This is a genomic window from Extibacter sp. GGCC_0201 (assembly GCF_017566055.1).
Taxonomy (GTDB): domain Bacteria; phylum Bacillota; class Clostridia; order Lachnospirales; family Lachnospiraceae; genus Extibacter.
Map to the genome: position 1 here is coordinate 148,086 of NZ_JABFCH010000002.1, position 12,528 is coordinate 160,613.

Here is a 12,528-nt window from a genome sequence, read left to right on the forward strand (position 1 = left end):
ATAGATGGGACTTACGGTTAATTCGACAGGGAAAGGGGCGGCGGACAAAGAGCTGATTATCAGAAAGCCGTCCCAGGACGCAAAGGTGGTTGCCCTGGCCGGTAATCCGAATGTGGGGAAGAGTACGGTGTTCAACGGTCTTACGGGCCTGAACCAGCATACCGGAAACTGGCCGGGCAAGACGGTGGCCAATGCCCAGGGCATATGCAGTACGAGCCGGCATTCTTATGTACTGGTGGATATTCCCGGCACATATTCGCTCATGGCCCATTCGGCGGAAGAAGAGGTCGCACGGAACTTCATCTGCTTCGGGGGCGCCGATGAAGTGGTCGTCGTCTGTGATGCCACATGTCTGGAGCGGAACCTGAACCTTGTGCTGCAGACAATCGAGATATGCGATCAAGTCATCGTCTGTGTCAATCTTCTGGATGAAGCAAAAAGAAAGCACATCCGGGTCGATCTTGAGGAACTGGAAAACAGGCTGGGCGTCCCGGTCGTGGGAGCGGTGGCGCGGGAGAGGAGGAGCCTGGATTCCCTTCTTGCCGTGATGGATGATGTGGCAGACGGGAAAGGCGGGAACCGCACTCCGGTCGTAATCAGCTATCCGGAGGAGGTAGAGCAGGCGGCGGCTCTCCTCATGCCGGCCGCCGCAGACATGATAAAAAGCTGCGGGCGGAAAGGCCCATCGGCAAAGTGGCTGGCCCTGAAGCTGCTGGAAGGTGACGAATCGCTTCTGAAAGAGCTGGAGGAGGCGTTCGGAACAGATATCATGAAAGATGACGCTACAGATGCAGCCCTGAAGGAAGCATATGCCCTGCTGAACGAGAAGGGGATTGACAGGAACGTGCTGAAAGATAAGATCGTATCGGCTATCGTCAGGCAGGCAGAGGCTATCGGCAAGGCGGCGGTACAATGCGGGGGAAGAGGCTACCGTGGCATGGACAAAAAGCTGGATACCATCCTGACCAGCCGGAGAACAGGATATCCTGTCATGATTGCACTTCTGGCATTCGTCCTCTGGCTGACCATAACCGGCGCCAATTATCCTTCGCAGCTTCTTTCCCAGGGGCTGTTCTGGATACAGGATAGGCTGATGGAGCTGTGTGTACATATGCAGGTTCCAGGATGGATAACCGGAATGCTCATACAAGGCGTGTACCGGGTTCTGGCGTGGGTCGTTTCAGTCATGCTGCCGCCGATGGCCATCTTTTTTCCTCTGTTCACTTTGCTGGAGGATGCAGGATATCTGCCGAGGGTGGCATACAATCTTGACAAACCGTTTAAAAGATGCCGTGCCTGCGGCAAGCAGGCTCTGACCATGTGCATGGGATTCGGATGCAATGCGGCGGGCATCGTCGGCTGCCGCATCATCGACTCGCCAAGGGAACGGCTGATTGCGATGCTCACGAACAATTTCGTGCCGTGCAACGGAAGGTTTCCGACATTGATAGCACTGATAACGATGTTCTTCATCGGGACAGGAGGAGGGCCGGGGGCAACGCTTCTGGCGGCGCTTATGCTGACTGCCGTAATCGTGCTTGGCGTGTTGATGACCTTTCTTGTCTCGGGAGTTTTATCCAAGACGATGCTGAAAGGAGTCCCGTCCTCCTTTACATTAGAGCTGCCTCCGTACAGACGTCCGCAGATCGGGAAGGTAATCGTCCGCTCTATCTTCGACAGGACGCTGTTCGTCCTTGGCCGGGCGGTTGTCGTGGCGGCGCCGGCCGGGCTCGTCATATGGGTGCTGGCTAATGTGGATGCAGGCGGTGTGAGCCTGCTGACACACTGCTGTGGCTTTCTCGATCCATTTGCCAGGCTTCTCGGACTCGATGGGGTAATCCTTATGGCATTCATACTTGGATTTCCGGCTAATGAGATTGTAATACCAATTATCATCATGGCGTATACGGCCCAGGGAAGCATTCTGGAGCTGGATAGCCTGACGCAGATGCACCAGCTCTTTGTAGACAATGGCTGGACGTGGGTCACGGCTGTCTGCACGATGCTCTTTTCCCTCATGCACTGGCCATGTTCTACAACCCTTCTTACGATTCGGAAAGAGACGGGGGGAGTCAAATGGATGGCGGCAGCTTTTCTTATCCCGACGGTGACCGGGATGCTGTTCTGCTTTCTCGTGTCCCGGGCTGCGCTGCTCGTGATGTGACAGTTTGGTGAAATGTAACAAAAGGCGAAGGCCTGCAAATTGTGTATTTTACTGAAAAAAAGAATACCTGGAAAAAATAGTTAGAAAATTCGGGCGCAAGGTAGTAAAATAAAAGTGAACAATGAAAAGGAAATGCCAGAAGAAGCTGCATGTTCTTCTGGCATTTTTGTAAGCCTGGTGTTATCTGAGTGATTGGAGTGATAGGATGTTCCAGATAGGAGACCACATCATCTGTGGAAAATATGGCGTGTGCACTGTGGAGGCTGTAGGGCCGATTGATATCAGCGGTGCTGTAAAAAAGAGGCTTTATTATACGCTCGTGCCTGTATATGACAGCAACAGCAGGACCTATGTGCCTGTGGATAATGACAAGATCATCATGCGTCCTGTCATATCGAGAGAGCATGCCAAGGAACTGGTAGACGATATAAAGGATATCGACGCACTGTGGATTCAGGATGAAAAGAAGAGAGAGCTTTCCTTTAAGGAGGCGCTCTATACGTATGATTGCCGCGAATGGGTAAAGATTATCAAGACGATTTATCACCGCAGGCAGACCCGGATTGCGCAGGGGAAAAAAGTTACAGCGGGTGACGAGCGCTTCCTGCACCTGGCGGAAGACAACCTGTATGGGGAACTGGCAGTCGCCCTCCGGATGAAGAAGGAGGACGTGGAGCAGTTTATCATCGACAGGATAAGGGTGCTTGAGCAGTAATCCGCTATTGGAAATCTTTCCCCGAAGAGGTATAATATAGATAAGAGAACTGGACGGATATGTATTGTTATAGGCGGAAGGGAAGGAGTGGGCAGTATGACGGATAATGTTATCATTACAATCGGGCGTCAATGTGGAAGCGGGGGACGTGAGATAGGCATGCGTCTGGCCAAGAGGCTGGATATACCGCTTTATGACCATAATCTGGTGGAGATGGCGGCTAAGGAACTGGATATCAGCGAGGAGGCCGCAAGGGAGGTAGATGAGACTGCGCTCAGCAGCTTTCTGGCATCTTATATCACGGGGCCTGGGGATTATGTGGCTTATATGAACGCTGAAGACTATATGCGGCCGCTCAGCGAGCGGGTTTATAAGGCGCAGTCCGAAATCATCCGCAGGCTGGCAAAGAGAAGCCCCTGCGTAATCGTAGGCCGGTGCGCGGACTATGTCCTTCAGGACTGTCCGAACTGTATCAGCGTGTTTATCTGTGCGGATAAGGAAGACCGGGTCAATAGAGTGTCACAGCTGCAGGAGATACCGGAGCGCAAGGCGGCAGAAAAGATTAAGAAGATAGACCGGGAGAGAAAATACTATTACGAGACGAACACGGGTGAGGACTGGGGGAAAGCGTCTTCCTATCAGCTTGTCCTAAATGTGAGCCGTCTTGGGCTTGGCAAGGCGGTCGATATGCTTGTCGCTCTGTTTGAAGGCATCGGATAGCTTAAATGAATACACGGAGGGCCGGATTCCTGTGCATGGGGGTCTGGCCCCTTTTGTGATACAGGAGATACGTATTGAACATTCCATGGAGGTTAAGGTATAATGGATTAGGAAATATTATTTAGAAGGAGAGCAAGGATTATGATACAGGACATTGAGCCGTGCCGGTTCTCCAATGCGTACAAGCCAGAGGCGCCGGATGGGGCGAGCTATCTATTGTGCTACAGTGGAAGGAAAGTGCTTGTAAGGAAGGACGGTCAAGGCGAGATAGCCTTCCCCACCTTCCAGGAGATGGAACCTTATACGGAAGGGCTGTATGAGGACTATACGTACCTGTTTTCGATAGATGGGCAGCGCTTTTACCTGGGGGAAGGAATCGGCTTCTACGAATCAGGGAATCTTACGATGGAGGATACGGAGATATTCCGCACCGCGATACCGCGGCATTTTGCATTTGCGGGGATTACCGGAGCCCAGTTGTACCGTTGGTACAGTAATCACAGGTTCTGCGGGAGATGCGGCAGCAGAACAGAACACGATGGAAAGGAGCGTATGCTAAAGTGCCCGTCATGCGGCAATATGGAATATCCGAAGATCATGCCGGCGGTTATCATCGGCCTGATGCACGGGAACCGGCTGCTGATGTCTAAGTATGCGAACCGGGAGTTCAAGAAATATGCGCTGCTGGCCGGCTTTGCCGAGATAGGGGAGACGATAGAAGACACGGTGCGGCGTGAGGTCATGGAGGAAGTGGGGCTTAAGGTGAAGAACATTACATATTATAAAAGCCAGCCGTGGTCTTTTTCGGACACGCTTCTTTTGGGTTTTTACGCTGAGCTGGATGGGGATGAGGCCATAACGCTCGATAAGGATGAGCTGGCTTTGGCAGAGTGGTTCGAGCGGGAGGACATCCCCGTGACAGCCACCGGATTGAGTCTGACGAACGAGATGATCATGAGGTTTAAAAACGGAGAGATGTAGTGGCAGCAGGATACTGATACAGAAACGGAGGATGAGGTATGAAAAGAGAGGATAAGATCTACGAATCGTATGTACAGATATTGAAGGAGGAGCTTGTTCCGGCTATGGGGTGCACGGAACCGATTGCGCTTGCATACGCCGCAGCCAGGGCGAGAGAGGTACTTGGGGAAGTGCCGGACAAAGTGCTTGTCGAGGCGAGCGGGAGCATAATCAAGAATGTAAAGAGTGTGATAGTGCCGAATACGAACCACCTGAAAGGGATTCCTGCGGCAGCGGCGGCAGGGATTATAGGCGGCAAGGCGGAAAGGGAGCTGGAAGTCATATCTGAAGTGTCGGAGGAAGAGATTCGCATGATGCGCACCTTCCTGGAGAGTACGGAGGTGAAGGTAGTCCATGTGGACAATGGAATTACCTTCGACATCATCATTACGGTCTACAGAGGGAATGACTATGCCAAAGTCCGTATCGCGAACTACCACACGAATATAGTTCTCATCGAAAAGAACGGGGAGAAGCTTCTGGATATCCCTGTGGAAGGTGAAAAAGAGGAAGGGCTGACGGACAGGAGCATACTGAACATGGAGGACATCTGGGACTTTATCCAGTCGCTTGACATAGAAGATGTCCGGGAAGTGCTGGACCAGCAGATAACATATAATACCGCTATATCGGAAGAAGGTCTGAAAGGGGATTACGGTGCCAACATAGGCAGCGTGCTTCTGAGCACGTACGGCAGCGACATCAAGACGAGGGCGAAGGCGAAGGCCGCGGCCGGTTCGGATGCCCGTATGAACGGATGTGAGCTTCCGGTCGTAATCAACTCGGGCAGCGGCAACCAGGGAATCACTTGCTCCATCCCTGTCGTTGAATATGCGAAGGAACTGGAGGCGGGGGAAGACAAGATGTACCGTGCGCTTGCCCTTTCCAACCTTGTTGCCATCCATCAGAAGACCGGAATCGGGCGCCTGTCCGCCTATTGTGGGGCTGTCAGCGCCGGAGCCGCCGCGGGGGCCGGGATTGCCTATCTGTGCAGCGGTGGTTATGAGGAAGTGATTCACACGGTGGTGAATGCACTTGCAATCGTGTCCGGCATCGTCTGTGACGGAGCCAAGGCATCGTGTGCGGCTAAGATTGCCTCTTCTGTGGATGCCGGCATACTCGGATACTATATGTATACGAACGGGCAGCAGTTCTATGGCGGGGACGGCATAGTGACCAAAGGCGTGGAGGCTACGATAAAGAATGTCGGCCGTCTCGGAAAAGAAGGCATGCGGGAGACGAACGAAGAGATTATCAAGATAATGGTAGAAGAGTAGAGGTACCGACGCAGTGGAAAACTGCGGAGAAAATGACAGGAGGTGGCAATATGTCTGTAGCAGCAGCGTATATGGTGCCCCATCCGCCGCTCATCGTACCGGAGGTGGGACGGGGACAAGAGCAGGGCATAGCCGGTACGGCCGCGGCTTACCGCAAGGTGGCGGAAGAGATTGCATCCATCCGCCCGGATACGATAGTCGTGGCGTCCCCCCATGCAGTAATGTACCAGGACTATTTCCACATATCGCCGGGAACAGAGGCGGCGGGAGACTTCGGACAGTTTGGTGCGGCACAGGTGAAAATTGAGGTGCCGTATGACACGGAGTTCACAGACGAGCTGGCAGAGCTGGCCGGGAGGGAAGGATTCCCGGCGGGGACGGAAGGAGAGCGGCAGAGGGAGCTGGACCATGGGACGATGGTACCGCTGTATTTTGTAAATGAACGATACGGCGGCTACCGACTTGTCCGCATCGGCTTGTCCGGGCTGCCGCTTGCAGACCATTACAGGCTCGGTGCATACATACGGCAGGTGGCAGAACGGCTTGGCAGAACGATCGTATTCATAGCGAGCGGCGACTTGTCTCACTACCTCAGGGAGGAAGGGCCGTATGGCTACCGGAAAGAGGGGCCGGAGTATGACAGGAAGATAATGGATATTATGGGCAGGGCTGACTTTGGCCGGCTTCTGGAGATGCCGGAAGAGCTGCTTTGGAAGGCAGGGGAATGCGGACACCGCTCATTTACAGTGATGGCCGGCGCTCTGGAAGGAGATGCGGTGGAAGCCTCCCGGCTGTCTTATGAGGGGCCTTTCGGTGTCGGATACGGCGTGTGCACGTATCATGTGACCGGCAGGCAGGATGCCTATGTGTCTCTTGCGAAGCATGCCCTTGAGACATATATCCGCACCGGAGAGAAGATAGAGGTGCCCGCCGGACTCCCGGATGAGATGACGGACCAGAAGGCCGGTGTATTCGTATCGCTCAAAAAGAGAGGCGTGCTGCGGGGGTGCATCGGAACGATACAGGGAGTGCAGCCTTCCCTGGCGGAAGAGGTTATTGAGAATGCTATAAGTGCAGGTGTCCGTGACCCACGCTTTCAACCGGTAACAGAGGAAGAGCTGACGGACCTTACATACAGCGTGGACGTACTGGGGAAGGCAGAAGAGGTCGCGGGGCCTGAAATGCTGGATGTAAAGCGTTATGGCGTCATCGTGAGCAATGGCTGGAGGCGCGGACTGCTGCTTCCGAATCTGGAAGGGATTGACGCGGTGGAAGAGCAGATAGATATCGCCAGGCAAAAAGCAGGTATAGGCGGCAGTGAACGTGTGAAGCTGGAACGGTTTGAGGTGGTCAGACACGGAGGATGATTATGAAAAAGGAATGCCGCGTATGCATGCACCACTGCGCTCTGGAAGAAGGACAGACGGGGCGGTGCAGGGCCAGAGCCAATAAAGGCGGGACGATCGTATGTGCGAACTATGGACAGGTTACGGCGCTTGCACTGGATCCGGTAGAGAAGAAGCCGCTCAGGAGGTTCTGCCCGGGGACGAAGATATTGTCTGTGGGGAGCTTCGGCTGCAACCTGAACTGCCCTTTCTGCCAGAACCATGATATTTCCATGGCGGATGCCGGAACAAAACGGAAGGTTTTTATTTCGCCGGAAGAATTAGCAGGCAGGGCGCAGGAACTTGAGACGGAAGGTAATATCGGCATCGCTTATACGTATAACGAACCGCTGGTAGGTTATGAATACATCCGGGATACTGCTGCTCTTGTGAGAAAAGCCGGTTTGAAGAATGTGGTGGTGACGAACGGGTCTGTCAAGGAGGAAGTGCTCATGGAAGTGCTTCCTTTTGTCGATGCGATGAATATAGACTTGAAGGGATTTACAGAAGGGTATTATCTGATGATCGGGGGTGACCTTGAGACAGTAAAGCGTTTCATACGACATGCCGTGGGGGGATGCCACGTAGAGCTTACGACCCTCATCGTACCCGGTCAAAATGATTCTGCCGGGGAGATGGGACGGCTGGCACGGTGGGTGGCAGGCATAGACCGGAAGATACCTCTGCATGTGACCCGGTTCTTTCCTGCCTTCCGTATGGCGGACGACAGTCCCACCGATGTACATACGGTATACAGGCTTGCGGAGGCGGCTTCTAAGCACTTGGATTATGTATATACGGGCAACTGTTGACAGAAAGTCGAATTTCTGCCCTTGCAAAATAGTTGGAAAGAATATAAAATGAATACTTAACTTGGATGCGGGAGTGGAATATAAGATGATGTTATTAAAAGATGTATTATTAGATACGGCCTTGGACTGCCTGAAGATGCTGCCCTTTTTGTTCGCCGCCTTTATCCTGATAGAGGCGCTGGAGTATTATTCCAGCGATTTTACAGCCAAGCTCCTTGCTGGGGTGGGAAAAGCAGGTCCGGTAGTCGGAGCGGCAGCCGGCTGCGTCCCTCAGTGTGGATTTTCTGTCCTCGCATCGAACCTCTATGCAGGCGGGATAATCTCAGTCGGAACGCTGCTGTCTGTCTTCATCGCAACGTCAGATGAAGCAGTTCTCATTATCCTTGGTAATCCCGGGAGGGGGAAAGATGTATTGTTTCTACTTCTCACGAAGGTGATAATCGCCGTGATTGCAGGCTATGTGACGGACGCATTTCTATCACGGCGCATCGCAGTGCAGAAAAAAAGCGGGGAGCTGTGCGGCCGCTGCGGATGCGAAGAAGAAGGCGGTATCCTAAGACCGGCGCTGAACCATACGGTGAAGATATTTATATACCTGTTTATCTTTACCGGACTTCTGAATTTCTGCATAGAAGTGTTTGGGATAGATGAACTTTCAAAGATACTGCTTGGCAATACGATTTTCCAGCCGGTCATTGCAGCTGTCATCGGTCTGATTCCAAACTGTGCGGCATCGGTCATACTCACGCAGCTGTATCTGAACGGTGCCATATCATTTGCTTCGGTAATCGCGGGACTGTGTACCGGAGCAGGAGTAGGTCTCGTAGTCCTGTTCAAGGTGAACCGGCACAGAAGAGAGAATATGAAGATATTGGCCGTGCTGACGGTAGTAGGCATTCTTTCAGGCATCGTGCTTGAATTGGCCGGCTTCTTTCGGTAAAGGCTTTTGCAGCCAGCAGGCATCTGTCGGAAGACTGCGCCCGCGCTGGCTGATGGTACTAACTGTCAAGAGAAAACAGGAGAAGCATATGCCTTCACCGGCATGTGCTTCTCCTGTTATTTTTAAGGTAAACCTGCCTATTCATCCTTGTTGTGCGGGTATTTCCAGATCCACAGTGCAATCAGTCCGCCGATGATATAGAGGATATTGACGAGTATCGCCTGGCTGTCCTTGAGGAACCATACGATCATGATGATGCAGACGAGGATTGCTATCAGTTTCAGAGCCGACAGCAGGCGCTTGTCACGGCGTTCTTTATATTCCTGATGCTTCTCTTCACGGCTGCCCTCCAGATATTCTGTGATATGTTCTTCTGTGATACGGTATGCGATTTCGTCAGAAGGGGAGAAGCTGCGCAGATGCTCCAGGATATCTTTGTATATGCTCTGATAGGCTTCTTCATATTCCATAGTCGGTTTGCCGGTCTCTGTATCCGGTTTCTCAGAAGCGTTGCCGGTGCCCTCTGTGATGTTCGGTTTTTCAGCACTGCCGGTGTCGTCTGCGGTGTTCATTTTTTCAGAGCTGCCGGTACTGTCTTCCGTGCTTTCCTTAAAACTCTCCTCATTGCTGCCGGTATTGTCTGCAGCTATATCTACGGCACTTTCGATTTTTTCAGCTGTCTCTTTCCCGGTGAGTTCTTCGGATTTTATCTCTTCGCTCATCTTTAGTACCTCCTGTAAGTATTAGAATATGCGTATATCATAACAGGTTTGGTTCTCTAATTCAAACTTTCTGTCGAAATTACTCCTTTTATTACGTTTTTTGCGTATTTGACAATTCAACGCAGAATTTATATGATGGAACAGTAGAATGATAACAGGAGGATGTCATATGAAATCATACAGGAAAGAGCTGCATTTTCACCTTCCGTCAAGAAGGGGGCTCGTGAATATTACGCGCGATGTACAGGATGCAGTCAATGAGAGCGGAATCAAAGAAGGGATGGTGCTCGTCAATGCGATGAATATCACGGCGAGCGTGTTTATCAATGATGATGAGAGCGGGCTTCATCAGGACTATGAGAAGTGGCTGGAAGGGCTTGCGCCGGAAAAGCCTTACAGCCAGTACAGGCATAATGGCTATGAGGACAATGCGGACGCACATCTGAAGCGTACCATCATGGGACGGGAGACGGTTGTCGCCGTCACGGAAGGAAGGCTTGACTTCGGGACATGGGAGCAGATATTCTACTTTGAGTTTGACGGTAAGCGAGACAAACGGGTTCTCATAAAGATTATCGGGGAATAAGGCAACCGCAAGATTAGAAGTTGACTATAAGGTTAGGAGTTGACAATTCAGCTGTCATCTGCAAAACTGGTATCTGTACGCCGGACAAAATTCCGGCGGTGAAAGAGAGTAAAGTATGAGGAGGAAGATTATGAAAAGGAAAGTCTTATTAATCTGTATGGCTGCATTGATGGTATTTTCACTGACCGCATGCGGCGGAAACAGCAAGAAGGAAGAAAAGAAGGAAGACAAAAAAGAGGAGACGGTCAAGAAAGAGGAGAAAGATATCGAACTTACGCTGCCGGCATCATTTTTTGATGAAGAGGGTATGGCGGAAATCAATGAAGAGGCAAAGGCGGAAGGCGTCAAGGAAGTGACTGTCAACGATGACGGGTCTGTAACGTACAAGATGGACGAGTCCACGCATGAAAAGCTTCTGAAGGAGATGAAGAAGGGGATTGATGAATCTATCGAGGAGCTGTTGGAGGACAAAGAGAATTATTCCTCTTTTACAGAGATTACTTACAATGATGATGTGACGGAGTTTAAGATCATGGTGGATCCAGCCTCCTACGGCGGACTGCAGTCTTTTGGCGCGCTTGTGATGTATGCGGCAGGTAACATGTACCAGGGCATGAACCTTGTCCCGGAGGAGGAGATTAATACGACAGTACAGTTTATCAACAAGGATACGCAGGAAGTTATCGAGAGTGGAGATTCCAAATCAATGGCAGAGGAATACGAAGGAGAAGAGTAGGACACGCATAATTAGTCGTCATACGTCGAAGATAAAGAATTGCAATTCTCATAAGGTGTGATATAATATTCACAACTGAAGAGGATGAGGCTTAATGAAATATAGGAGGAATAAATATGGCTACAAAAACAGTAACTAAGAAACAGGAAACCGCGGCCAAGACAGAACCTGTGAATGCAAAAGCAGAGGCTGTTGAAGCGGAGACAGTAAAGAAGGCAGAGCCTGTGAAAGCAGAGCCTGTAAAAAAGGCCGAGACAGCAAAGGCAGCGCCGGAAAAGAAAACGACAGCCAGGAAGACCGCAGCTAAGAAGACCACGGCAAAGAAGCCTGCAGTGAAAAGAGAGATTAAGGTTAACACTGTTGTGGAATATTACGGCAAGCAGGTGGAAGAAAAAGATATGGTTGCAGCAGTTAAGAAAGCATGGACGAAATCAGGCAGGAAAGTCGGGGACATCAAGACCATGGAGCTTTACATAAAGCCGGAAGAAGGCGCTGTGTATTATGTTATTAATGGCGTTGATACTGGAGCGGTTGCATTTTAACGAACAGGCAATAGGAAGAGGGAGATGCTTTTATCAGAAAGAGCACCTCCTTTTTTATTGAAACCACATCTTTTGTATCATAGAATTGCTTCTGCAGCTGTTTTCCGGAAAAAGAGTTATCGATGTGACATTTTGCAATATATTGCATATAATAACTACAGCACATTGCGGATTTATAACTGGATATGTTATTCTATTCCACGCAGGTATATACGGGAAACCGGCATTATGGGAGAAAAGGTGAGGACATGAAAAGAGAACTGGATTATTTTACGATAGAAGGTGCCTTTGGCGGCAATCAGGAATGGTTTACCAACGTGGTGATGTATATCGGCGGGTGCGGGGCTGCTACGGCCTGTGACAGCTGTATCTATTTTGCCAGCAGTCCCGGTATGAGAGAATTATATCCATTTGACCATGACAGGCTGACAATTGGAGACTACCGGAAGTTCAGCCAGATAATGAAGCCCTATATCAGGCCGAGGGCCGGCGGGGTGAAAAAACCGGAGTGGTATGTAGACGGGCTCAGCCGCTATGTACACGATGTAAATATAGAAAAAGGGTGCGATATAAAGCTTGGGATGGACGTTCTTCCCGGAAGCAGCCCTTTCAAAGAGGCGGCGCACGCAATCAGACACCAGATAGATGCCGGGTATCCGGTGCCATACCTTATGCTGAAACACAAGAACCAGAAGTTCAAAGACTTTATCTGGCACTGGTTCCTCGTAGTCGGCTATGAAGAAAAGGAAGATGACCTTGAGATTGTGACAGCGACATACGGAGAGGCGACGCGGATATCCCTCCGGGAACTGTGGGACACCGGTCATGAGGAAAAAGGCGGATTAATCATATACAAATAAAAAGGGACACCCCAAATGCAATTGGGGACAGGGCAAAACGAATTGGGGA

The 12,528-nt window shown here is 51.0% G+C and carries 13 protein-coding genes; 12 read left to right on the plus strand and 1 reads right to left on the minus strand.

What is annotated here, in order from left to right; genetic code table 11:
• Positions 1–4: 4 nt before the first annotated feature.
• From feoB to HJV72_RS02030, 8 genes are all read left to right on the plus strand, one after another.
• Positions 5–2,164 carry a ferrous iron transport protein B gene (gene feoB, locus HJV72_RS01995; RefSeq protein ID WP_208068233.1) on the plus strand — a complete coding sequence of 720 codons (2,160 nt, stop codon included), beginning with the start codon at positions 5–7 and terminating at the stop codon, positions 2,162–2,164.
• 205 nt (positions 2,165–2,369) lie between these two features.
• Entirely contained in the window at positions 2,370–2,879 is a 510-nt protein-coding gene (locus HJV72_RS02000) for a CarD family transcriptional regulator (RefSeq protein ID WP_208068234.1), read from the plus strand.
• Between the two features lie 96 nt (positions 2,880–2,975).
• Positions 2,976–3,599: a cytidylate kinase-like family protein gene (locus HJV72_RS02005; RefSeq protein WP_208068235.1), complete on the plus strand. Its 624-nt coding sequence runs from the start codon at positions 2,976–2,978 to the stop codon at positions 3,597–3,599.
• Positions 3,600–3,740: 141 nt separating this feature from the next.
• Positions 3,741–4,580 carry an NAD(+) diphosphatase gene (gene nudC / locus HJV72_RS02010; RefSeq protein WP_208068236.1) on the plus strand — a complete coding sequence of 280 codons (840 nt, stop codon included), beginning with the start codon at positions 3,741–3,743 and terminating at the stop codon, positions 4,578–4,580.
• A gap of 38 nt (positions 4,581–4,618) precedes the next feature.
• The gene (locus HJV72_RS02015) at positions 4,619–5,896 is read left to right on the plus strand and encodes an L-cysteine desulfidase family protein (protein ID WP_208068237.1); all 1,278 of its coding nucleotides are present in this window, start codon (positions 4,619–4,621) and stop codon (positions 5,894–5,896) included.
• A gap of 50 nt (positions 5,897–5,946) precedes the next feature.
• Positions 5,947–7,263, plus strand: a complete 1,317-nt coding sequence (gene amrA / locus HJV72_RS02020) for an AmmeMemoRadiSam system protein A (RefSeq protein WP_208068238.1) — start codon at positions 5,947–5,949, stop codon at positions 7,261–7,263.
• Between the two features lie 2 nt (positions 7,264–7,265).
• Complete coding sequence (amrS, locus tag HJV72_RS02025) at positions 7,266–8,093, plus strand: AmmeMemoRadiSam system radical SAM enzyme (RefSeq protein ID WP_208068240.1); 828 nt, start codon at positions 7,266–7,268, stop codon at positions 8,091–8,093.
• Between the two features lie 85 nt (positions 8,094–8,178).
• The gene (locus HJV72_RS02030; protein ID WP_208068241.1) at positions 8,179–9,033 is read left to right on the plus strand and encodes a putative manganese transporter; all 855 of its coding nucleotides are present in this window, start codon (positions 8,179–8,181) and stop codon (positions 9,031–9,033) included.
• Positions 9,034–9,170: 137 nt separating this feature from the next.
• On the opposite strand, the gene HJV72_RS02035 is transcribed toward HJV72_RS02030, so the two are convergent.
• On the minus strand, positions 9,171–9,755 hold the full coding sequence (locus tag HJV72_RS02035) for a hypothetical protein (RefSeq protein WP_208068242.1): 585 nt from the start codon (positions 9,753–9,755) through the stop codon (positions 9,171–9,173).
• Between the two features lie 169 nt (positions 9,756–9,924).
• On the opposite strand from HJV72_RS02035, the gene HJV72_RS02040 reads away from it, so the two are divergent.
• The 4 genes from HJV72_RS02040 to HJV72_RS02055 all read left to right on the plus strand — a co-directional run bounded on the left by HJV72_RS02040 (position 9,925) and on the right by HJV72_RS02055 (position 12,479).
• The gene (locus HJV72_RS02040; protein ID WP_208068243.1) at positions 9,925–10,341 is read left to right on the plus strand and encodes a secondary thiamine-phosphate synthase enzyme YjbQ; all 417 of its coding nucleotides are present in this window, start codon (positions 9,925–9,927) and stop codon (positions 10,339–10,341) included.
• Between the two features lie 130 nt (positions 10,342–10,471).
• Positions 10,472–11,077 carry a hypothetical protein gene (locus HJV72_RS02045; protein WP_208068246.1) on the plus strand — a complete coding sequence of 202 codons (606 nt, stop codon included), beginning with the start codon at positions 10,472–10,474 and terminating at the stop codon, positions 11,075–11,077.
• A 116-nt stretch (positions 11,078–11,193) separates the two neighbouring features.
• Positions 11,194–11,619: a DUF6465 family protein gene (locus tag HJV72_RS02050; RefSeq protein WP_208068248.1), complete on the plus strand. Its 426-nt coding sequence runs from the start codon at positions 11,194–11,196 to the stop codon at positions 11,617–11,619.
• A gap of 248 nt (positions 11,620–11,867) precedes the next feature.
• A complete protein-coding gene (locus HJV72_RS02055; RefSeq protein WP_208068250.1) occupies positions 11,868–12,479 on the plus strand; it encodes a hypothetical protein in 612 nt (203 codons plus the stop codon).
• Positions 12,480–12,528 lie beyond the last annotated feature (49 nt).